This is a genomic window from Imperialibacter roseus (assembly GCF_032999765.1).
GTDB classification, from domain to species: domain Bacteria; phylum Bacteroidota; class Bacteroidia; order Cytophagales; family Cyclobacteriaceae; genus Imperialibacter; species Imperialibacter roseus.
Genome location: NZ_CP136051.1, coordinates 6,418,466 through 6,441,043, shown reverse-complemented (window position 1 = coordinate 6,441,043; position 22,578 = coordinate 6,418,466). Strand labels below are relative to the sequence as shown.

The following is a 22,578-nucleotide window of genomic DNA, read 5'->3' as shown; positions in this document are numbered from 1 at the left end:
CTTTAAATTTTTAAGTCCTACTGTTTAACGACTCAAATAAAGATTTCGTTCTGAATAAATCTTTAAGAAGTAGTCATCCATCAGATCGTCAATGAAATAAATGGCCTCACCCGTCGACTTCATTTCAGGGCCAAGCTCCTTGTTCACATTTGGAAACTTGTTGAATGAAAACACAGGAACCTTGATCGCATACCCTTGCTTTTTAGGTGAGAATTTGAAATCCTTCACTTTCTTCTCCCCCAACATCACCTTTGTGGCATAGTTTACGTAAGGCTCATCGTAGGCCTTGCATATAAAAGGCACAGTACGTGATGCCCTCGGGTTTGCCTCAATAATATACACCTGGTCGTCTTTTATTGCAAACTGAATGTTGATCAGACCAACAGTTTTCAATGCCAAAGCGATGGTTTTGGTGTGCTGCTCAATCTGGCGAATAATAAAGTCGCCCAGGTTGTAAGGAGGAAGCACTGCATAGGAATCACCTGAGTGGATGCCCGCCGGCTCAATGTGCTGCATGATTCCTATGATGTATACATCTTCACCATCGCAGATGGCGTCCGCCTCAGCCTCAATAGCCCCATCGAGGAAGTGATCGAGAAGCACTTTGTTACCCGGAATATCCTTTAGTAAATCGATTACATGAGACTCCAGCTCCTGCTCGTTGATCACAATTTTCATGCTCTGACCTCCCAAAACGTAGGAGGGTCGCACCAGTAGAGGAAACCCAAGCTCCTTCGACAATTCAATGGCCTGGTCAGCATCTTCGATCACGCCAAACTGCGGATATGGGATATTGTTATCTTTTAAAAGGGAAGAAAAGCTGCCTCTGTCCTCGGCAAGGTCAAGAGATTTATAGTCGGTTCCGATAATCTTGATGCCATATCTCTCAAGCTTTTCAGCCAGCTTAAGTGCTGTCTGCCCACCCAGCTGCACAATAACGCCCTCAGGCTGCTCATGCAAAATGATGTCGTAGATATGCTCCCAGAAAACCGGCTCAAAGTACAGCTTGTCAGCAATATCAAAGTCGGTAGAAACAGTTTCTGGATTGCAATTGATCATGATGGTTTCGTAGCCGCATTCCTTAGCAGCCAGCACACCATGCACGCAAGAGTAATCAAACTCAATTCCCTGACCAATTCGGTTGGGCCCTGATCCCAGAATGACAACTTTCTTCCTGTCGCTTCTTACCGACTCGTTCTCATCATCAAAAGTGCTGTAATAATAAGGCGTTTTCGCTTCAAACTCCGCAGCACAAGTGTCGACCAGTTTATATACCCGCTTTATTCCCAATGCATGACGCTTGGTGTGCACTTCGCTTTCCAGGCAGCCCAAAAGATGGGCGATTTGCCTGTCGGCGTAACCTTTGGTTTTTGCTATCCGAAGAATTTCCGCTGGAATGGTTTCTATTGTAAACGATTCGATCTCATTCTCCAGTTTCAAGAGTTCCTCAATCTGGTCGAGGAACCACATATCAATTTTGCTGAGCTTATGAATGGTCTTCAGCGGAATGCCCAGCTTAATGGCATCATATACATGGAAAAGCCTGTTCCAGCTGGGATGGCGGAGGCTCTCCAGGATTTGCTCCTGATTAGTGACTTCCTTGCCATCGGCACCCAAACCGTTTCTTTTTATTTCAAGCGACTGGCAAGCCTTTTGAAGGGCTTCCTGAAAGTTGCGGCCGATGCCCATTACTTCGCCCACCGACTTCATCTGAAGGCCAAGGCGACGGTCGGCACCCTTAAACTTATCAAAGTTCCAGCGTGGAATTTTTACGATTACATAGTCGAGCGCCGGCTCGAAAAATGCCGAAGTGCTGCCCGTAATTTGGTTTTTGAGTTCATCAAGGTTATAGCCAATGGCTAGCTTAGCCGCTATTTTAGCAATCGGATAACCGGTAGCCTTTGAAGCAAGGGCCGAAGAACGAGATACCCTTGGGTTGATCTCGATGCCCACGATCATGTCGTCTTCGGGGTTAACTGCAAACTGCACGTTGCATCCTCCGGCAAACATACCAATGCCATTCATCATCCTGATGGCCAGGTCACGCATTTGCTGGTATATGGTGTCGGGCAAGGTCATGGCCGGTGCCACAGTGATCGAATCACCAGTATGCACACCCATGGGGTCAAAATTCTCAATGGAGCAAATGATGATTACGTTCCCAATATTGTCCCGCAGTAACTCCACCTCGTATTCTTTCCAGCCAAGGATACTTTGCTCCACCAGCACTTCGTGAATGGGTGAAGCGTGTAGGCCGTTGTTCAGTGCCTGATCAAACTCTTCCGGCTTTTCAACAAACCCCCCACCGCTTCCACCAAGTGTGTAAGAAGGGCGGATAACCAAGGGGAAGCCTATTTCCTGTGCTATTTCCTTTCCCTGAAGGAATGACGTAGCCGTCGCCCCTTTACATACATTTACATTCAACTCGTGCATTTTCAACCGGAATTTCTCCCGGTCTTCGGTGGTCTCGATGGCGGCAATGTCCACGCCTATGATCCTGACACCATATTTCTCCCAAAGCCCGGCTTTATCGCAGTCGATAGCGAGGTTAAGGGCTGTCTGTCCGCCCATCGTGGGCAATACGGCGTCAATTTTGTGCTTTTCAAGAATCTGTTTGATGTATTTCTTCTCCAGCGGCAACAGGTACACGTGATCAGCAGTGACCTTATCGGTCATGATCGTGGCTGGGTTCGAATTTATCAGTATTACTTCTATTCCTTCTTCACGAAGCGATCTTGACGCTTGTGAACCGGCATAGTCGAATTCACAGGCTTGTCCGATGACAATAGGGCCGCTTCCAATGATGAGAATTGATTTGATACTGGGGTCTTTAGGCATCTTTAGAATGTATTGAAAGGAGGGTTAGCAATTCACAAATCCCGGCAAAGTTATATGCCACCGCCCGATTATCAAAAGAGATTTCGGAAAGATGGGCAAGAAAAATCAAGATGACCGAGAACCGAGCCCTGTTCGCTCACAGATTCTCATTTATCGATTGTGTAACAATAAAAAAGCCACCCTGCAAAGGTGGCTTTTGATTTCAAGCAATTGTTTTTTACATGTGAATTGGTCGGTTGTCCGTTGCTGCCAAACACGCTTCTTTCACGGCCTCCATGTAAGTGGGGTGTGCGTGCGACATGCGTGACACATCCTCAGCAGAGGCCCTGAATTCCATGGCTGTGACGCCGGCAGCAATCATATCGGCCGCTCTGGCACCAATAATATGGATGCCCAGTATCTCATCAGTTTGCTTGTCGGCCAATACTTTCACTAGTCCATCTGTATCTCCCGAAGCCCGAGCTCTACCCAGCGCCTTGAACGGAAACTTGCCGACTTTATATTCCTTCTTCTGATCTTTGAGTTGCTCTTCGGTGTAACCAACAGCAGCTACTTCGGGCCAGGTGTATACAACACCCGGGATCAGGTTGTAATTTATGTGAGGTTTCTGCCCCATAATGGTTTCAGCTACAAACACACCTTCCTCTTCGGCTTTGTGCGCAAGCATGGCACCTTTGATGACATCGCCAATTGCCCAAATATTGTCCACGTTTGTGCGCAGGTGACCGTCCACTTCAACCAGCCCTCTGTCAGTTACCTTTACGCCGGCCTTCTCCAGACCAAGTCCTTCGGTGTAAGCCTTTCTGCCAATCGACACCAGGCAATAATCTCCTTTAAGGTCTATCTTCTCTCCTTTCGGAGTTTCTGCCGTCACGGTCACTTCTTTGCCCTTGGCCTCTACTGCCGTTACTTTGTGGGACAGGTAAAAGTCCATGCCAAGCCCTTTTAGCGATTTCTGCAGCTCCTTACCCATAGTCGAATCCATGGTAGGAATAATGCTGTCGAGAAACTCTACCACAGATACTTTGGCCCCAAGCCTTGCGTAAACCGAGCCTAATTCCATGCCTATAACGCCGCCGCCGATCACTATCATGTGTTTGGGTACTTCGGTCAATTCGAGTGCTTCAGTGCTGGTAATAACTCTTTTTTTATCGATTTTGATAAAAGGAAGGCTGGCGGGCTTAGAGCCAGTAGCGATGATCACTTTCTCGGTGGTAATTTTCTTTTCTTCTTTTCCGGAAACTTTTATGGTGTTCTTGTCTATAAAGGAACCCATGCCATGAAAAACATCGATCTTGTTCTTCTTCATCAGAAAGTTGATGCCGTCGGTGTTTTGTTTCACCACGTCCGTTTTCCTGGCAATCATCTGCTTCAAATTCACTTTCGGCTGGGGAATGTCAATCCCATGCTCCTTAAATGTGTGTGCCGCATTGTGGAAGTGCTCGCTTGAATCAAGGAGCGCTTTTGAGGGAATGCAACCGACGTTGAGGCAGGTGCCGCCCAGGCTATCATATTTCTCAATAATCGCAGTTTTTAGGCCCAGCTGTGCACACCTGATGGCTGCCACGTATCCGCCGGGTCCTGAACCAATTACTGTTACCTGATAATCCATGTTTTTTGTTTTAATGAAAAAATAGTGAAAGGGTTTACACTCCCAAAAGAAGCCTGCTTGGATCTTCGAGAAGTTGCTTCACTCGTACAAGGAAGCTAACAGACTCACGACCATCAATGATACGGTGGTCGTAGGACAGTGCCACGTACATGATAGGCCTGACCACTACCTGACCGTTTTCCACGACAGCCCTTTCTACTATGTTGTGCATACCCAAAATAGCTGCCTGGGGGGCATTAATAATAGGCGTAGAAAGCATAGAGCCGAAAATACCCCCATTGGTGATGGTGAACGTGCCGCCTTGCATTTCGTCAATGCTCAACTTTCCGTCTCTGGCCTTCAATGCCAGCCTCACTATTTCCTTTTCTATTTGATCGAAACTGAGTGCTTCGGCATTCCTTATCACAGGCACCACAAGACCTTTCGGCGTGGATACAGCAATCGAAACATCAGCATAGTCATTATAAACAATTTCTTCTCCGTCGATCTGTGCATTTACTGCAGGCCACTCTTTCAACGCCATCGTAACTGCCTTGGTAAAGAATGACATAAAGCCCAAACCAACTTCATATTTTTCCTTGAAGCTGTCTTTGTATTTTTTTCTCAACTCCATCACAGGCGCCATGTTCACCTCATTAAAGGTGGTGAGCATCGCTGTTTCATTTTTCACAGAAACCAGTCTTCTGGAAATAGTCTTCCGAAGAGAAGTCATCTTCTCTCTGCGCTGTCCCCTTGAAACACCGCCACCGATTTGAGGTGCGGCATAGGATGGAGCCGCTGGCTTTCCAGCATCAGCTTTTGGAGCAGCCGATTTTTCCGCTTTCATAGCGTCCTCCTTGGTGATGCGCCCGTCAACTCCGGTTGCTTTCACATCGGAAGCAGAAAGTCCTTTTTCTGCCATAAGCTTTGCCGCTGCGGGAGAGGCATGCCCAGCTGCATAAGATGAACTGCTTGATGTTGCAGGAGCAGCAGCCGGAGCAGGGCTTTTGGCCTCCTCTTTAGCAACTGCACCTTCCATTACTTCAATTTTGCATATTAAAGCACCTATCTCAAGTGTTTCACCCTCCTTGGCAATCACCTGAAGCTTGCCTGTAGCCTCGGCGGTGAGTTCAAAAGTGGCTTTGTCAGATTCAATTTCAGCGATTACTTCATCCAGCTGCACAATTTCGCCGTCTTTTTTGACCCACGAAGATATGGTCACCTCATTGATGGACTCGCCAACCGTGGGTACATGCATTTCGATTGTCTCGCCAGTCGATGTCGCCTCTTTAGCCGGCGCTGACTTTTCTTCTTTTTTCTCTTCTTTCGCTGGAGCTGCACTGTCGGTGTCAATACTGCATATAACAGCACCAATCTCAACAGTCTCTCCCTCTTTGACCAAAATCTTTATTTTTCCGGCTGACTCAGCGTTTAGCTCGAAAGTGGCTTTGTCAGATTCCAGCTCACACAGAAGTTCGTCCCTCTCCACAATGTCACCATCATTCTTTAACCACTTGGCAATGGTTACTTCGGTTATCGATTCCCCTACTGCAGGGATTTTAACTTCAAGGCTCATTATTTATTAGGGTTTAATTATGCAAATGCTTTTTGTACAATCTCTTCCTGCTCTTTGTTGTGCAGTTTGTAGTAGCCAGTGGCAGGAGAGGCTGCTGCTTTTCTTGAAACCAATTCCATTCTCACTTCAGGGAACATCCTCAACAAGAAGGTCCAGGCACCCATATTTTCGGGTTCCTCCTGGGCCCACACGAGTTTGGCTCCTTTGTATTTATTGATTTCTGCGAGGATTTTCTTTCTCGGGAAAGGATGAAGCTGCTCCACACGAACAAGCGCAACGTCCTTTCTATTACTTTTCTGGCGTTCATCCAGTAAGTCAAAATAAATCTTGCCAGTGCACAGGATAAGCTTTTTAACATCCTTCGCTTTTACCTCTGTGTCGCCAATCACTTCCTGGAAACTACCATCGGTCAAGTCGCTTATCGGCGACATCACTAGCGGATGACGGAACAAAGACTTTGGAGACATTAGCACGGCTGGCATGCGGAACGGCATCACCAGCTGACGGCGGAGCATGTGGAAGAAATTGGCAGGTGTAGTCAGGTTACAGAAGAACATGTTGTTGCCTGAGCACATCTGCAGGAATCTTTCCGGGCGGGCGTTGGAATGTTCCGGGCCCTGCCCCTCATAGCCATGTGGCAATAACAGCACAAGGCCGTTCATTCGCTGCCACTTGGTATACGACGGCACAATAAACTGATCGGTCATTACCTGGGCGCCGTTAGCAAAGTCACCAAACTGAGCCTCCCAAATAACCAGCGCATTTGGATTGGCCATGGCATAACCAAACTCAAAGCCCAGCACACCAAACTCTGAAAGCAATGAGTTGAAAATTCTGAACTTTTCCTGACCTTCCTCAATGTGATCCAAACTATTGTGGGGCTTATTAGTGACACTGTCACGCAACACAGAGTGCCTGTGAGAAAAAGTGCCCCTTTGCACATCCTGGCCAGTCATTCTGACAATCTTTTTCTCAAGAAGCAGCGACCCATAAGCCAGTAGTTCAGCAGTTGCCCAGTTGACCGACTTATCTTCGAAAATCATCTCGGTGCGTTGCTTCAGCACTTTGTCAATCTGCTTCAGTGGCTTGAAGCCCTTTGGAATAGTTGTGAGGGCCTTGCCTACTTTATCGATTACTTTTTGATCAACAGAAGTTTTAGGCGGATTTTCAAAATCATCAGGTTTTGAAATCCTCAACTCCTGCCACTCTTTTTCCATCGGGGAGTACTGATAAGGGAGTGGCTTTTGCTTCACCATGTTGAGTCTGTCCTGCAAAAGGTCTCTGAACTCCGAATCCATTTTGTCAGCCAGTTGCGCATCTACATCTCCTCTTTCTATCAGGTGCTTGTTGTACACCTCTCGTGGGTTAGGATGTTTTGATATAATATTATAGAGTGATGGCTGGGTGAACTTTGGCTCATCACTTTCGTTATGCCCGTGCCGACGGTAGCACACCATGTCAATAAACACGTCTCTCTGGAATTTCTGTCTGAACTCCACTGCCAGATTAACACAGAAAATAACTGCCTCCGGCTGATCACCATTTACGTGAAGCACTGGCGAGTCGATTACTTTAGCCACATCCGTACAGTAGATACTGGACCTGGCGTCGTCAAAGTCTGTCGTAAAGCCTACCTGGTTATTGATAACAAAGTGAATGGTGCCGCCTGTGGTATAACCATCCAGCTTACTCATTTGAACCACTTCGTATACTATACCCTGACCAGCCACCGCCGCATCTCCATGAATAAGGATAGGAAGCACCTTGGTCGCATCGTTTTTGAATTCCCGGTCGACCTTTGCTCTCAGAAACCCTTCCACTAACGGATCAACCGCCTCAAGGTGAGATGGGTTGGGCGCCAACCTTAGATCTACTGTATTACCTGATGGAGTTACTATCTGGCTGGAGTAGCCCATATGGTATTTTACATCACCATCGCCCATGGTCTGGTCGGTGGCTGCATTCCCTTCAAACTCATTGAATATCTGCTCATAGGTTTTCCCCATGATATTGGCCAGCACGTTCAGCCTACCCCGGTGCGCCATGCCAATCATCACTTCCTGCACACCCAGTTCAGCTCCTTTATTAATTATGGCGTCAAGTGCTGCTATTGTTGTTTCGCCGCCCTCGAGAGAGAACCTCTTCTGCCCAACATATTTTGTGTGAAGGAAATTCTCGAAAACAACTGCCTCGTTCAGCTTCCTGAGTATCCTTTTTTTCTCATCAATAGAAGGATTAAAGTTCAAAGCGTCGAATTCAACCTTCTTTTTATACCACTCCAAAATATCCGGCTCCCTGATATACATATATTCGAAGCCAACAGCACCTTCGTAAATCTGTTTAAGAGATTCTACAATTTTCCTTAACGTCGCTTTCCCAATACCAATCGCCGCCCCTGACTGAAATTCAACATCAAGATCCGCTTCCGACAACCCAAAGTCGCTAAGGTCAAGCAGGGCCTTCCGATCCTTCCTTTCCCTTACCGGATTAGTTTTAGATTTAAGGTGGCCACGTGTTCTGTAGGCATGAATAAGGTTGCTAACGGCGATCTCTTTGTCCGACACTCCTCCTGAGGCAGCCGCGGCATGACCATTTTCGCCATACTTCGATTGAGAGAACTCAAAACCCTCGAAAAATTTCTGCCAGGTAATGTCTACTGACTCAGGATCTTGTTTGTAACTTTGGTATAGTTCATCGATGTAGGACGAGTGTGCGTTAGCGATATAGGAATATTTATCCATGTTGTTGGGTGACGTTTATTCAGGTAAAGGTAAATAATACATTAAATCTATTAAAATCGCATATTCGCTTTAACGAATATATTGGTTATTTCTACTCCAGGGCACTTTTTTTAAGCCCCGTTGGCGGGCAACGTACTTTGCTCGCATTTTTCGCTCCTGAAGCCACTATCAAATTGCTGCGAATGAGTAGGTTTTGCAAAAAAATCTCTATCTTTGCGATCCAATTTTCCGGACGGGTTCCGGAAGAGATTAAATAAAACGAACAAAAAATGGCAGTTAAAATCAGGTTATCACGTCGAGGACGTAAAAAACTTGCAATGTTTGATGTGGTTGTGGCTAACAGTACTTCGCCACGGGATGGTAAGTTCATCGAGAAATTGGGAACGTACAATCCAAATACCAATCCGGCAACAATTGTTTTGAATGATGAAAAGGCATTTGACTGGGTTATGAAAGGTGCGCAACCTTCTGATACCGTTAGAGCCATGCTTTCTTACAGGGGAATTCTTTTGAAAAAACACCTTCAGATTGGTGTGAACAAAGGAGCCATTACACAAGAACAGGCTGATGCCAAGTTCGAAGAGTGGAAGAATCAACAAGATGCCAAAGTGACTGGCAAAGTTGAGTCTCTGGCTAAGAAGAAAGAAGACGAAAGAAAATCACGTCTTGCTGCTGAAACCAAGGTGAGCCAGGCAAGAGCTGAAGCTATTCGTAAGAAGGCTGAGGTTGCTGCTGCGCCCGAAGCCAGCGAAGAAGCTGCAGTAGAAGAGGCTGCGGTTGCGGAAGAAGCACCTGCTGCTGAAGTAACTGAAACAGCACCAGTGGTAGAGGAAACACCTGCTGCTGAAGCACCAGTTGAAGAGGCTCCAGTGGCTGAAGTACCTGCTGCAGAGGAAGCTCCTAAAGCAGAAGCCCCGGCAGAAGAGGCCCCTAAGGCCGACGCTCCTGAAGCAGACGAGAAAAAAGAAGAGTAGTCCTTATGCATTTGGATGATTGCTTTCAGCTTGGGGTAATCACCAAAACCCATGGCACAAAGGGCGATGTTCAGGTTTGGATCGATTCGGACGACCCTGGGCATTACAAAAATCTGGAATCAGTTCTGTTGTTAATCAACAACGAATTGGTTCCTTTTTTTTAGAGCATTGGTCACTCAATGGCAAAAAGGCCATTGCTCGGTTCGACGAAGTGAGGTCGTTGGATGCGGCTGAGAAGCTTGCCGGCACGGAGGTCTACCTACCAGAAAGCAGCCTGCCGGAACTTTCGGAAGGGCAATATTTCTTCCACAATCTGGTAGGACTTGAGGCAGTTGAAGAGGGCAAAGTATTGGGCACCATATCAAACATCCTTAACTTTCCGGGGCACGACGTGCTAGCCATCGATTGCCAGGGAAAGGAAGTGCTTGTGCCAATCAGCGACAATATTATTAAAGCGGTGGATTTAAAAGCGAAATCGGTGACCCTGCAGCTTCCACCCGGTTTGCTTGATATATACTTAGACTCTTAGGCAGCCATGGTAAGATTCGACATTATTTCATGTGTACCTGAGCTGCTCAAAAGCCCTTTTGAACACAGCATTCTCAAAAGAGCCATCGACAAGGGCCTCACGGAAGTTAAAGTGCACAACCTGAGAGATTACGCTGTCAACAAACATAAAACTGTTGACGACTACGCTTACGGCGGCGGAGCTGGCATGGTGCTGCAAATAGAGCCCATCGACCGCTGCATCCAGGCCCTCAAATCCGAACGAACCTACGACGACATTATATATATGAGTCCTGATGGGGAGCTGCTTACCCAAAGGTTGGCCAACGGCCTGGCTATGAAAGGGAACATGATTTTGCTCTGCGGGCATTATAAAGGAGTTGACGAAAGAGTGCGTCAGCACCTGATAACAAGAGAAATCAGCGTTGGCGATTTTGTGCTGTCGGGCGGAGAACTTGCTGCCGCCATTGTGTGCGACGCAGTGATCAGGCTTATTCCGGGCGTGCTAAACGACGAAACCTCCGCACTTACCGACTCCTTTCAGGATGACCTGATTGCACCGCCGGTTTACAGCAGACCAGCCGACTACAAAGGCATGAAAGTGCCGGATGTATTGCTGTCAGGAAACGACGCACTTATCGACGACTGGAGGCACGAGCAGTCGGTGCAGCGAACGAAAGAGCGAAGACCAAATCTACTGTAGACATTCGCCCGCAAACACATTATCCCATATTAATACAGACAATCTTTTATTTTTTTGATTATTTAGAGGTCTCGATTTTTTATGGAAAACAAAAATATACGGATCAAAGATATCGCCCGCCTTGCCGGAGTGTCAGTGGGCACTGTGGACAGGGTGTTGCATAAGCGAGGCAAAGTATCCGATAAGGCACTTGAGAAAGTTCATGCTATCCTTGACCAAATTGACTACAAGCCCAACCTCATCGCCAGAAGCCTTGGTCTCAACAGGACGTTTAGGGTCGCCGCCGTGCTACCCGACCCCAAGCTTGACGCTTTCTGGGTGCAATCGCATGAAGGACTGCAACAAAGCGAGCAGGAATGGCAGCAGCAAGGGCTTGTTATTGACTACTACTTTTACGACCTCCACAATAAAGAATCTTACAATCAAGCGTTTGAAAAGGCCATTGCTTCAAACCCTGACGGAGCGGTAGTTGCGCCACTGTTCTATAAGGAAGCGCTGCCCTTTTTCCAAAAATTTCATGAAAATGGGGTGCCTTACATATTGTTCAACACTCATATTGAGCATCCACACCCCTTGTCATTCATCGGGCAAGATCTGTATCAAAGCGGGCGGCTGGCCGCTGAACTGATTTCGCCCGGACTGGCCACTGGCAAAAAACTGGCGATCCTACATATTCACGAGGATTTGCCAAATTCTGCCCACCTTTTGGACAAGGAAAAAGGCTTCAGAGAATATGTAGCTTCGATGTCGGGATTGAATGTGGAGGTAAACACTATCAACCTTGAGGCCCCGGAGAACACCTCCTTCGAAACGGATCTCAGGAAACTCTTTAGCGACCCCCAGTTGCACGGGGTTTACATAAGCACCTCCAAAGCCTATCAGGTGGTGGAATTTATGAAAGCGACCGGCAAAAATGGCTGTAGAATTGTTGGCTATGATTTACTGGAAAAGAACCTTCAATTTCTGAAAGAGGGGTATATCAACTTCCTGATTAATCAAAACCCAAGCAAGCAAGCTGCCTTGTCTATCAGCCACCTTATCAATCACCTGGTGTTTAAGACCACACCACCCAAAGAGGCCCTTCTGCCCCTCGAAATTATCACCAAGGAGAATATTGACAGCTATAAGCCAGCACTTGCCGCACAATAACTGCCAAAAGAAGATTTTTATTTGATTGTATTATTTGTCTTTAAAAACATAGTCGTATATTTGCAGTCCGTTTCAGAATACGGCTTAAATAGACAGTCATGAGCGAGTTGATAAAACTAGTTGAAGCAGAGTACCAGGAGAAGAGAAATTCACTGCCCGCATTTAAGGCAGGTGATACTATAAATGTACACGTGAAGATCACGGAAGGTAACAAAGAGCGTATCCAGCAGTTTCAGGGTACCGTTATCCAACGTAAGAATATCAGCACGAATGGGGAAACCTTTACTGTAAGAAAAGTATCTTCAGGTATCGGCGTGGAAAGAATTTTCCCGATTATGTCTCCAAGCGTTGAGAAAGTTGAATTGGTTCGTCAGGGGTCAGTTCGCAGAGCCCGTCTTTACTACCTTCGTGGTAGAAAAGGAAAAGCCGCAAGGATCAAAGAAAAAATGTCCTAAGGGATTAAATAAAATAGCTGAAAAGCCAACTCTCGGGTTGGCTTTTTTCGTTTACTTGCTATTAGTTTTATGCTATGGAAATTCGTTTTCACAAATATCAGGGCACAGGTAACGACTTCATTCTCATCGATGACAGGGAGCTCCAATTTCCTGATGACCTGACCGTTATAGAAACCCTTTGCCATCGCAGGTTTGGCATCGGCGCAGACGGACTCATTCTGATACGCAATCATCCCGAGTACGACTTTGAAATGGTCTACTACAATTCCGACGGCTCGCAGAGCATGTGCGGGAACGGTAGCAGGTGCGCAGTGCACTTTGCGAAGTCTCTTGGCATGGCCACCAACAGAACTACTTTTATGTCTACCGACGGGCCTCATGAAGCGACCATCAAAGAAGACATTGTTTCTGTGCAGCTTTATGATGTGGACAGCGTTGAAGAACTTACTGACGGCGTTTTCATCAATACGGGATCCCCACACCATATTGCCTTCCTTGAAGATGTTAAAAACTTCCCTGTTGTGCCGGAAGGAAAAGCTATTCGCTTTAGCGAGGCCTATGCCCCCAAGGGTACCAATGTTAACTTCGTAGAGTTAGAGGATGGCAATGCAATCTTTGTGAGGACTTATGAAAGAGGGGTAGAAGGCGAAACGCTGTCGTGCGGCACGGGCGTCACAGCTTGTTCGCTCGCCGCATCACTCAAAGGATATAAAAGCCCGGTAATAGTTCACACCCTGGGCGGAACCCTCGAGGTCAGTTTTGCGGTTAAGGAGGGTGGCTTTAGTGATATTTTCCTGAAGGGCCCGGCCACACCCGTTTACTCAGGCCTCATTGATGTGTAAATCTGTCAAGAAACACCTTGGCAATTAGTATCGATTAGGAAAAAGCGGTTAATTTTAAGGTTTTAAAAAACGACGAAATGTTGAATATATTCACCAAAGGGGTAGCCAAACTTTTTGGAACAAAATCAGAGCGAGATATTAAGGAAGTCCTTCCGCTTGTTGAGCAAATCAAAAAAGAATTTGAGAAACTTAAGAGTATTTCTGACGATGAGTTGAGAGACAAAACCAGTCAGTTCAAAGCGTTCATCAAAGAGGGGAATGCCACTATCCAGAAGGAAATTGACGATTTGCATCAGAGGATAATCGACGAACCGGATTTGGATATTGACCAGAAAGATGACGTATTCAAAAGAATAGATCAACTCGAAAAAGACAAGAATAAGAAAATTGAAGATTCGCTGCTTAAACTGCTGCCGGAAGCTTTTGCCGTAGTGAAGGAAACCTCCAGGCGACTTGCTGAGAACAAGAAGCTGGTGGTGAAGGCCACTCTCATGGATAAGCAGATGGCGGCTACCAAGCCCCACATAAAAATCGCTGGAGACACTGCCGAGTGGTCCAACAAATGGCTCGCTGCAGGCACTGAGGTAGAGTGGAACATGGTGCACTACGATGTGCAGCTCATTGGTGGTGTTGTACTGCACTCAGGTAAAATTGCCGAAATGACGACCGGTGAGGGAAAGACCCTTGTGGCTACTTTGCCTGCCTACCTGAACGCCCTTGCAGGCAAAGGCGTACATATTGTTACAGTAAACGACTACCTGGCCAAGCGTGACTCAGAGTGGAACGCTCCCTTGTTCCAGTTTCATGGGCTGACGGTTGACTGTGTTGACCGGCACCAACCCAACTCACAGGAAAGGAGAAACGCTTATCTCGCCGACATTACCTACGGCACCAACAACGAATTTGGCTTTGACTACCTGCGGGACAACATGGCCAGAAGCCCGGAGGAATTGGTTCAGCGGGAACACCACTACGCCATGGTGGATGAGGTTGACTCTGTTCTTGTGGATGAAGCAAGAACACCACTTATCATTTCCGGTCCTATACCTAAGGGAGATGAGCATGAGTTTTACGAACTGAAGCCTAGAATATTTAAGCTGGTTGAATCTCAACGCAAGCTATGTGCACAGTTTTTGAATGACGCCAAAAAACAAATTGCTGAGGGCAACGAGACAGATGGCGGCTTGTCACTGTTCAGGGCTCACAGAGGGCTTCCCAAATACAAGCCTTTGATCAAATACCTCAGTGAAACAGGCATAAGAAATGTTCTTCAAAAAACGGAGAATATCTACCTGGCTGATAATCAAAGGATGATGCCGGAGGCGGATGAGCCTTTGCTTTTTACCATTGAGGAAAAAAATAACTCTATCGAGCTGACTGAAAAAGGCGTCGATATGATTACCGGCGATGGTGAAGATCCCAATTTTTTCATTATGCCTGACATTGGGATGGAAATTGCCAAGCTTGAGGGTGACACCTCTCTTGCTGAAATCGATATTCTAAAGAAGAAAGAGTCGGTTATCAAAGACTACCAAATTAAAGCGCAGCGCATCCACACCGTCAACCAGTTGCTAAAAGCCTACACGCTCTTCGAAAAAGACACTGAGTATGTGGTGATTGATGGGAAAGTAAAGATTGTGGATGAGCAAACCGGCCGCATGATGGAAGGTCGTCGCTATTCAGACGGTCTTCACCAGGCAATCGAAGCCAAGGAAAATGTGACGGTGGAAGATGCCACGCAGACTTATGCGACCATCACGCTACAGAACTACTTCAGAATGTACCACAAGCTGGCAGGTATGACTGGTACTGCCGAAACCGAAGCTGGTGAGCTTTGGGAGATTTACAAGCTTGACGTGGTCGTTATTCCGACCAACAGGCCGATCGTCCGGAAAGACATGGAAGACAAGGTCTACAAGACCATGCGTGAGAAATTCAATGCTGTTATCGATGAAATTGTTGCGCTGACTGAGGCAGGCAGACCCGTGCTGGTGGGTACTACTTCTGTTGAAATTTCGGAGGTGCTAAGCCGCATGCTTAATATCCGCAAGATTAAACACAACGTACTGAATGCCAAGCAACACCAACGGGAAGCAGAAATTGTGGCTGAAGCAGGCCATCCTTCTACCGTGACGATTGCCACCAACATGGCGGGACGTGGTACGGACATAAAACTGACCGAAGAGTCGAAAAAGGCTGGAGGTTTAGCTATTGTAGGAACGGAAAGACACGAATCAAGAAGGGTAGACAGGCAGTTGAGAGGCCGATCAGGCCGACAAGGTGACCCTGGGTCCTCGCAGTTTTTTGTGTCTCTTGAAGACAACCTGATGCGTTTGTTCGGCTCAGACAGAATTGCCAAGTGGATGGACAGAATGGGATTGGAAGAAGGTGAAGTAATCCAGCATTCGATGATTACCAAGTCGATTGAAAGAGCGCAGAAGAAGGTAGAAGAGAACAACTTTGCCATGCGTAAGCGCCTCCTGGAGTACGATGACGTAATGAACTCGCAGAGAGAGGTCATCTATACAAGAAGGAAGAATGCCTTGTTCGGTGAAAGACTACAGCTTGACATCCTCAACATGATGTACGATACGTCTGAGGATCTGGCCATATCAGCCACTGCCTCTCAAGACTATGATGGCTTTAGACTGAATGTTCTTAGCACCTTTGGCCTCGATATGCGTATCAGTCAGGACGAGTTTGCCGGTATCAAAAGCGATGCACTTGCTGCAAGACTTTACGACGAAGTGTTGGCACACTATACAGCCCGAAAAAACACTATCAGAGAAAAAGCGCTTCCGGTTCTTAAGCATACCCTTGACAACAAAGGAGCCACAGTGGTGGATATTCTCGTGCCATTTACGGACGGGAAGAAGCAACTCGGCATTGTGGTGAACTTAAAGAAGGCGGTGGATACCGAAGGTAAGGAGATGGTGGCCGCCATGGAGAAAATGATCACCCTGGCGCTGATCGACCAAACCTGGAAGGAACACCTTCGTGAGATGGACGATTTGAAGCAATCTGTTCAAAATGCGGTATACGAGCAAAAAGACCCACTTTTGATCTACAAATTTGAAGCCTTCGAATTGTTCAAAGTATTCCTTGCCAAGGTAAATGAGGAAACTATGTCATTCCTTATTAAAGCCGATATACCAAGCCAGGATCCAAGTCAGGTAAGAGAAGCTCGTCAAACCCGCACAAAAAGTGACTACAAAGAAAGTAAGGAAGAATCACGTTCTTTGCTGGAAGGAAAAGAAGGACAACCAGTTGGCTCTAGGCCTGCCGTTACCCGACCAGAACCAATGAAGTCGCAAAAAGTGGCTGGAAGAAACGATCGGGTGACTGTGCAGTACACTGATGGAACTTTGAAAGAAGGGGTGAAATACAAAACAGTGGAACAGGATGTGAATAATAACAAATGCGTTGTGATCAATATTGAAGACTAACCAGCTATGAATAGAGTCGTTTCTTTAGCACTTGGAGTTTTTATCCTGTATGGGTGTTCAAAAAAGGTGGTTCCTTCTTCTGGCACCACTGACTCTTATTCTGAAGACTTGTCTATTTTACACCCGGTCATAACCACTGACGAAAGCGCACTTAAACCTGTAGAAACAAGCAAATTGACGCCTTCTTCAGAACCACTGAAGACACAATACGACATCACCCAAGAACTCGACAGTGTCGTTATGTTTATAGCCGAAAAAAACCTCCAGAAGAGAGTAATTGACGGCTTTACGGTTCAGGTGTATTCAGGCCCAAACAGAGACCAGGCTAATAATGCAAGGGCACAGCTTCATTCAATCGGACTGGACATTCCCTCCCAGGTTGTTTACGTCCAGCCCAACTTTAAGGTAAAAATAGGGAAGTTTTATTCCAGGTTAGAGGCCAATCAGGTATATGCGCAGGTTCGGGAGGTATTCCCCAACGCACTCCTCCTTCCTGAAAAAATACCCGTAGAATAAATGGATCTAAAAGACAGAATCAAAACGCTCAGTGGTCAGCTTTCGAAAGAGGTTATTGGCGCACGAAGACACCTGCATGCCAATCCTGAACTGTCTTTTGAGGAGTACAACACAGCAGGCTACATCAGAGAATTCCTTCGAAAGCTTCCTATCGACCGGCTCGACGAAATGGCTACTACTGGCACTGTGGCCATCATCAAAGGAAATAATCCAGACAAAAAAGTTGTTGCATTGAGGGCCGACATTGACGCTTTGCCGATCCTGGAACAGAGCGCTGCGTCCTATAAGTCGACAAACGAGGGTGTTATGCATGCCTGCGGCCACGATGTGCATACCTCCTCGCTCCTCGGCGTTGCCAAAATCCTCTGTGAGCTGAAAGGTGAATTTGAGGGAACCGTTAAGCTGATTTTTCAGCCGGGAGAAGAGAAACTACCGGGTGGCGCCAGCTTAATGATCAAGGAGGGCGTGCTTACCAACCCTTCTCCAAAAAGTCTTTTCGGTCAGCATGTGATGCCCTTGTTGCCTGCGGGCACGGTAGGCTTTCGCCCTGGCATGTACATGGCCAGCGCTGACGAAATATATGTGACAGTGACAGGACAAGGGGGTCATGCAGCCATGCCTGAAACTTTGGTAGACCCTATTGTAGTAACAGCTTACATAATCACAGCATTGCAGCAAGTGGTCAGTAGAATGGCCAGCCCAAAGATACCCTCGGTACTTTCTTTTGGCGATATTGAGGGCAAAGGGGCTACCAATGTTATTCCATCTGAGGTCAAACTAAAGGGCACGTTCAGAACGCTCAACGAGGAATGGAGAATGGAAGCCCATGCGAAGATGAAAAAGATGGCCGAAGGAATTGCCGAGTCAATGGGTGCCACCTGCGACTTTAATATCATGAAAGGTTACCCGTTTCTTGCGAATGATGAGCACCTAACCAACCGCTCTAAATCATGGGCCGAAGAATTTTTGGGAAAAGACAAAGTTGTGGACCTGGATATCTGGATGGCTGCAGAAGATTTTGCCTTCTACTCCCACCACGTCGATTCATGTTTCTATCGGCTTGGCACCAGAAATGAAGCTGAGGGCATCACTTCCGGCGTCCACACGCCCACGTTCGATATAGATGAAAGTGCTCTAGAGCTTGGTGTGGGGCTTATGACCTGGCTGGCTTTGAAAGAGCTGGCTGTTTAAAGTTACCAGCCAATCAGGTCAAAAAACTCCTTCCTCATGTCGTCGTTGATTGACAAAGCGAGGAGGATCGAAATCACCAGGCCAATACCCGCATAAAGGGCATCTTTACCTATTAGCTTCAAGCTCTTTCTTATTCCCTTTCTGCGGCTTGACTTGCTTTTCTTCATGTAGTTGATCGCCAACTCACGACCCCCTAAAAGTCCGATGAATACCCATGTCGTACTTATTGGAATCGTATTGACAACCTTCAGGTAGTAGAGCAAGCACGCATAAACCAGATCGACTATAGTGGCGGCTCTCACATCAGTAATGTCAGCCTTTTCTTCCACGATCGACTGTATTTTGTCCCCTTTGAGGTAAAACAACACGCCTAGCCCAAGAAATATAAATGACGCAAATGCAACAAACTCTACCGTGTTCAACGCCCTTGGCAAGACAACCGCAATGTTTGCAGCATCCTGCATGATCCAGACGGACCACAGCGCTCCGCTGGTAAGCCATTGTAGCGGTGCCCACCAGTGAGCTGGCTTTTTCTTGGCATATTTATCAAATAGCTGTGCCGTTAGCGTCCATACAATAATAGCAATGACGAAAGCCAGGGCATAACCAACAAGGCTTTTAGACAATATACCTCCGATGGAGCTGGCTTTAGTTGAAAAGGCGCTCAATAGCAGAATCGAAGTAGACACTGGCATGCGAAGCCTTGTAAGAACCAGCAGGATTACCGGAGCGGCAACCTGAAGAAAGCTAAAGGATGTAGGTGCTACCTCAAGGCCTTTTGTGTTCAACCGCTGATAGGATACGTCGCCCCCATAGGTAATCCAGCTATAAGTAACGGTAACAAGGAAAATCAGTCCCATGAAAAGCCACAGATGATACCACTTCCTATGGGAATTTGAAGAAATAAAAGTGCCAATGGTTTGAATACTATCGTTAGCAATAGCTGAATAGCCAGCCAAAGCAAAAGCAACCCACATAGCCACCTCCTGATAGGGATACACCATGCCGCAGACAAACGTAATGGCTAGCAAAAAATAAAGATAGTTTCTCTCCTTTTTTGACACACTAAACAGCTTAAAAGCTCCTTTGCCTAGCTTTTGTGTAGTGATACTATCAGACGGTTTGGACGACATCGCAGGTGTATGCTTAATTTGAAAGTTCCGGCAAAGCTAAATATAGTTTTTGTTACCACTGTTAAGAAAGTGTTAAGGCTTTTATTTTATGATATTTGCAAATCCTTTTGAATCTTGAAAGCCATTGACGATGAAAGCTATCAGGCTAAAAGGAGACCTCAACCTGCGCACGGTACATTATTGAACCATCCTCTCCTTCAATTTCTATCCTTGTCAAGTCCGACTGTATTTTAAGAGAATGGCCAACAATATATTTTGAGACGCCGAGAGTGTATTGATGAACGTCAGCTCTCATCGTTTCCTTTGCTGGCAACACTTCTGTAAATCTAAGCGCCAGTTCGAAGTTATTTTCGAGTAAATATCCCGTTTGAACATTAAAGCCGGTGCCAGTATAAAATGCCCCATCCATAACCACAGCTCCTTCAGGTGCTCGTTTAACAACGTATTCCGACATCAACGACCACCCACGGTACTTGAAATGCAAATCAGCAAACACAGCCTCCAATGTCCGTGTATCGCCTAAAACTTTACCCAACTGACCTCTTTCCCTGTTAGTATGGTCGTTCAAATCGTAGGAGACACCAAGCATTAGCCTAGGTATTGACTCTCTGCTCAAATCGCTTCCAATATAGTCTCCCTTTTTATTGAACTGCCCGAACGGAAACCACTCCGCCCTCAACGTATAGTCATACCCCCCCGCATTGTCTTCGGAAATATTCCTACCCTCCCCAATGCTGACGGCACCTTTCAGGTTAATAAGCTTACCACTGTAGTGTAGCTGCACACCTCTATCCCTATCTAGGTTGTAGCGTGAATTGAGAAAACTCCTGTCAACAAACTGAAGTGCTTGCGAAGAAATCACCCTCTCTATGTTGCCAGGAAGCTTTGTTTGCCCAAACCACAAGCTCCAGTTACCATAGAAGTTGTATCTTACCAGGGCATCGAGAATCTGCAACGGCGCATAATTTGATTCAGATACAACGTCCTTATTTCCAATGTCGCTACCACTCAGGCCAAGCTCAATCTTATATTGAATTTTTGGGTTATGAACAAACCCATCAAACTTCAACCTTGCTCTTCTTATCAATAAATTGTCTCTGTATTTATCTGCCTCCAGGTCATGTACTCCCTCATACAAGGTCTGAAACCTCGTGCTAAACTTCATCGAAAATGAAGAGTCTCTGGCAACTACTGAAATTCCACTTCCGAATTTGCTTTCGGTGATGTTCTGTGCTTTGGCAGTATCTGATAAAATGAACGAGAAGGCTAATAAGAAGGCTAACACAATGTTGGTCACTCTCTGCATGAATCTTAGGTCAGTTGCTTTCAATAAGGAAGAGCTGCAATGTTAAGAAATTGATAACTATATATTAACAAACAGTCGTTTAGTTAACAATTTAGAAATATTAATAACATTTTCTTAACATAACAAAGATTGATGCTAAAGCTCCCTTGCTCAAGTGGGGAGCAAAGTCACTGACAAAATGGTTGAAACCGACCTATTTTGAATGACAGCTAATATCTCCACCCAGACATTTACTGTTTTCAATAAAATATAGGCGAATCCGGTCATTCGCAAATTCCCTTACAGCCTCGGTTTGGCTATTTTGGCAAAAGGTGAATTAACAATAGTTTCATATCGCTAACTGATTGAACAATTAGTTTTTGATAACTTTGCGGCTTGCTTCTTCTGGCAACAACTCTTCAATTGGATGACCGTCAAGAAAGTTTTAAACATAGACGAGGGAAAGCAGACTTCTGCGAAAAACCTGTACCGTAATATCGGGTACGTCCTCATCACCGTTTTCATCTTTCTCCTGTCCATCAATATGATGGGGCAGGCCTTCAACCAGCTTACTGAAACTGCCGCCCAATCCATCCTGGCCGCCACTTCTGACCCCTTCGTTGGCCTGTTTATCGGCCTTCTGATCACGGCGCTTATACAAAGCAGTTCGTCAAGCACCACCATGATTGTGGCGGCCGTAGCTGTTGGCTCAATCTCATTTGAGGATGCCGTTCCCATTATCATGGGGGCCAATATTGGCACTACTATTACGTCGTCAATTGTATCGCTTGGTTATATCACAAAAAGAAATGAGTTCAGGAAAGCCATTGCCGCTGGGGCAGTGCACGATATTTTCAACATCCTTACCACCATCATTCTTTTTCCACTAGAGCTCAAATACCACCTACTTTCCCGCCTCTCCCGTGAAATAGCCTCCTCTCTGAGCGCTGGCGATTTGTTTTCGAAGAGCGGCCCAATATTTAATATCAACACGTTGCTGTTTGACCCCATTAGCCACTGGGTAAGTCTTTGGATATCGCAGCCCATTATTCTTCTCACTCTTTCATTTTTGGTGCTGATAGGCTGCATCAAGCTGCTGTCGAATATCATCTACAAGAGACTTATTGGTCAGTCAAAGGTGAATTTTGAAAATATTGTTTTTAACAACCCCCTTAAGGCCTTTGGCTGGGGAACTCTTCTCACGGCAGGTATTCAGTCAAGTTCTATCACCACTTCTCTTATTGTTCCTTTGGCGGCTACCCGCAAAATCTCCGTACAAAAAGCCTTCAACTTCATCCTGGGCGCCAATGTTGGCACAACCATTACTGCCATTATTGCAGCGCTGTTCAAGTCGGAAGAAGCCATTGCCGTGGCAATTGCCCACCTGTTGTTCAACTTAATCGGTGTCCTGATATTCCTGCCCTTCCCTGTCATCCGAAGGATTCCTGTTAAAATGGCTGAGCTCCTTGGAAAATTTACGCTGAGGTATCGCATCGTGGGATTTGCCTACATACTGCTCACATTCTTCATTATTCCCTACAGCCTCATTCTGGCGCATAGATCGTTTACACAAACAGCTTCTCCTCCCGTGGAGCTAATAGACAAAAAGCCTATCGAGGAACCTTAACCGT

At 46.3% G+C, this 22,578-nt stretch carries 15 protein-coding genes and 1 pseudogene; 10 read left to right on the top strand and 6 right to left on the bottom strand.

What is annotated here, in order from left to right; genetic code table 11:
- Positions 1–24: 24 nt before the first annotated feature.
- The 4 genes from carB to RT717_RS27135 all read right to left on the bottom strand — a co-directional run bounded on the left by carB (position 25) and on the right by RT717_RS27135 (position 8,746).
- A complete protein-coding gene (gene carB, locus RT717_RS27150; protein WP_317489454.1) occupies positions 25–2,838 on the bottom strand; it encodes a carbamoyl-phosphate synthase large subunit in 2,814 nt (937 codons plus the stop codon).
- 217 nt (positions 2,839–3,055) lie between these two features.
- Complete coding sequence (gene lpdA / locus RT717_RS27145) at positions 3,056–4,450, bottom strand: dihydrolipoyl dehydrogenase (RefSeq protein ID WP_317489453.1); 1,395 nt, start codon at positions 4,448–4,450, stop codon at positions 3,056–3,058.
- Positions 4,451–4,484: 34 nt separating this feature from the next.
- Complete coding sequence (odhB, locus tag RT717_RS27140; RefSeq protein WP_317489452.1) at positions 4,485–6,005, bottom strand: 2-oxoglutarate dehydrogenase complex dihydrolipoyllysine-residue succinyltransferase; 1,521 nt, start codon at positions 6,003–6,005, stop codon at positions 4,485–4,487.
- Positions 6,006–6,022: 17 nt separating this feature from the next.
- Positions 6,023–8,746: a 2-oxoglutarate dehydrogenase E1 component gene (locus RT717_RS27135; protein ID WP_317489451.1), complete on the bottom strand. Its 2,724-nt coding sequence runs from the start codon at positions 8,744–8,746 to the stop codon at positions 6,023–6,025.
- 269 nt (positions 8,747–9,015) lie between these two features.
- On the opposite strand from RT717_RS27135, the gene RT717_RS27130 reads away from it, so the two are divergent.
- From RT717_RS27130 to RT717_RS27090, 9 genes and pseudogenes are all read left to right on the top strand, one after another.
- Positions 9,016–9,720, top strand: coding sequence for a 30S ribosomal protein S16 (locus RT717_RS27130; protein WP_317489450.1), 705 nt, complete (start codon positions 9,016–9,018; stop codon positions 9,718–9,720).
- Positions 9,721–9,725: 5 nt separating this feature from the next.
- Positions 9,726–10,249 (top strand): annotated as a pseudogene (rimM, locus tag RT717_RS27125) (ribosome maturation factor RimM).
- A 6-nt stretch (positions 10,250–10,255) separates the two neighbouring features.
- Complete coding sequence (gene trmD, locus RT717_RS27120) at positions 10,256–10,930, top strand: tRNA (guanosine(37)-N1)-methyltransferase TrmD (protein WP_317489448.1); 675 nt, start codon at positions 10,256–10,258, stop codon at positions 10,928–10,930.
- An 81-nt stretch (positions 10,931–11,011) separates the two neighbouring features.
- On the top strand, positions 11,012–12,079 hold the full coding sequence (locus RT717_RS27115; RefSeq protein ID WP_317489447.1) for a LacI family DNA-binding transcriptional regulator: 1,068 nt from the start codon (positions 11,012–11,014) through the stop codon (positions 12,077–12,079).
- Between the two features lie 98 nt (positions 12,080–12,177).
- Positions 12,178–12,534 (top strand): 50S ribosomal protein L19, encoded by a 357-nt coding sequence (gene rplS, locus RT717_RS27110; RefSeq protein WP_151996269.1) that lies wholly within the window; start codon positions 12,178–12,180, stop codon positions 12,532–12,534.
- Positions 12,535–12,608: 74 nt separating this feature from the next.
- A complete protein-coding gene (gene dapF / locus RT717_RS27105; RefSeq protein ID WP_317489446.1) occupies positions 12,609–13,376 on the top strand; it encodes a diaminopimelate epimerase in 768 nt (255 codons plus the stop codon).
- Positions 13,377–13,453: 77 nt separating this feature from the next.
- On the top strand, positions 13,454–16,822 hold the full coding sequence (secA, locus tag RT717_RS27100; RefSeq protein ID WP_317489445.1) for a preprotein translocase subunit SecA: 3,369 nt from the start codon (positions 13,454–13,456) through the stop codon (positions 16,820–16,822).
- 6 nt (positions 16,823–16,828) lie between these two features.
- Positions 16,829–17,338, top strand: coding sequence for an SPOR domain-containing protein (locus tag RT717_RS27095; RefSeq protein WP_317489444.1), 510 nt, complete (start codon positions 16,829–16,831; stop codon positions 17,336–17,338).
- On the top strand, positions 17,339–18,529 hold the full coding sequence (locus RT717_RS27090; RefSeq protein WP_317489443.1) for a M20 metallopeptidase family protein: 1,191 nt from the start codon (positions 17,339–17,341) through the stop codon (positions 18,527–18,529).
- Positions 18,530–18,531: 2 nt separating this feature from the next.
- Here the strand turns inward: RT717_RS27090 and RT717_RS27085 are convergent, their stop codons facing one another.
- Complete coding sequence (locus RT717_RS27085) at positions 18,532–19,662, bottom strand: hypothetical protein (RefSeq protein ID WP_317489442.1); 1,131 nt, start codon at positions 19,660–19,662, stop codon at positions 18,532–18,534.
- Between the two features lie 145 nt (positions 19,663–19,807).
- Positions 19,808–20,968, bottom strand: coding sequence for a porin (locus tag RT717_RS27080; RefSeq protein WP_317489441.1), 1,161 nt, complete (start codon positions 20,966–20,968; stop codon positions 19,808–19,810).
- 406 nt (positions 20,969–21,374) lie between these two features.
- Between RT717_RS27080 and RT717_RS27075 the strand changes: the two genes are divergently transcribed.
- Positions 21,375–22,574 carry a Na/Pi symporter gene (locus RT717_RS27075; RefSeq protein ID WP_317489440.1) on the top strand — a complete coding sequence of 400 codons (1,200 nt, stop codon included), beginning with the start codon at positions 21,375–21,377 and terminating at the stop codon, positions 22,572–22,574.
- Positions 22,575–22,578 lie beyond the last annotated feature (4 nt).

What these genes read in the sequence shown, in the direction of transcription:
- trmD (WP_317489448.1), top strand. Translation starts at nt 10,256, where the DNA reads ATGGTAAGATTCGACATTATTTCATGTGTACCTGAGCTGCTCAAAAGC.
- RT717_RS27090 (WP_317489443.1), top strand. Translation starts at nt 17,339, where the DNA reads ATGGATCTAAAAGACAGAATCAAAACGCTCAGTGGTCAGCTTTCGAAA.
- RT717_RS27115 (WP_317489447.1), top strand. Translation starts at nt 11,012, where the DNA reads ATGGAAAACAAAAATATACGGATCAAAGATATCGCCCGCCTTGCCGGA.
- RT717_RS27130 (WP_317489450.1), top strand. Translation starts at nt 9,016, where the DNA reads ATGGCAGTTAAAATCAGGTTATCACGTCGAGGACGTAAAAAACTTGCA.
- RT717_RS27085 (WP_317489442.1), bottom strand. Translation starts at nt 19,662, where the DNA reads ATGTCGTCCAAACCGTCTGATAGTATCACTACACAAAAGCTAGGCAAA.
- RT717_RS27075 (WP_317489440.1), top strand. Translation starts at nt 21,375, where the DNA reads ATGACCGTCAAGAAAGTTTTAAACATAGACGAGGGAAAGCAGACTTCT.
- RT717_RS27080 (WP_317489441.1), bottom strand. Translation starts at nt 20,968, where the DNA reads ATGCAGAGAGTGACCAACATTGTGTTAGCCTTCTTATTAGCCTTCTCG.
- RT717_RS27095 (WP_317489444.1), top strand. Translation starts at nt 16,829, where the DNA reads ATGAATAGAGTCGTTTCTTTAGCACTTGGAGTTTTTATCCTGTATGGG.
- carB (WP_317489454.1), bottom strand. Translation starts at nt 2,838, where the DNA reads ATGCCTAAAGACCCCAGTATCAAATCAATTCTCATCATTGGAAGCGGC.
- secA (WP_317489445.1), top strand. Translation starts at nt 13,454, where the DNA reads ATGTTGAATATATTCACCAAAGGGGTAGCCAAACTTTTTGGAACAAAA.
- RT717_RS27135 (WP_317489451.1), bottom strand. Translation starts at nt 8,746, where the DNA reads ATGGATAAATATTCCTATATCGCTAACGCACACTCGTCCTACATCGAT.
- odhB (WP_317489452.1), bottom strand. Translation starts at nt 6,005, where the DNA reads ATGAGCCTTGAAGTTAAAATCCCTGCAGTAGGGGAATCGATAACCGAA.
- lpdA (WP_317489453.1), bottom strand. Translation starts at nt 4,450, where the DNA reads ATGGATTATCAGGTAACAGTAATTGGTTCAGGACCCGGCGGATACGTG.
- dapF (WP_317489446.1), top strand. Translation starts at nt 12,609, where the DNA reads ATGGAAATTCGTTTTCACAAATATCAGGGCACAGGTAACGACTTCATT.
- rplS (WP_151996269.1), top strand. Translation starts at nt 12,178, where the DNA reads ATGAGCGAGTTGATAAAACTAGTTGAAGCAGAGTACCAGGAGAAGAGA.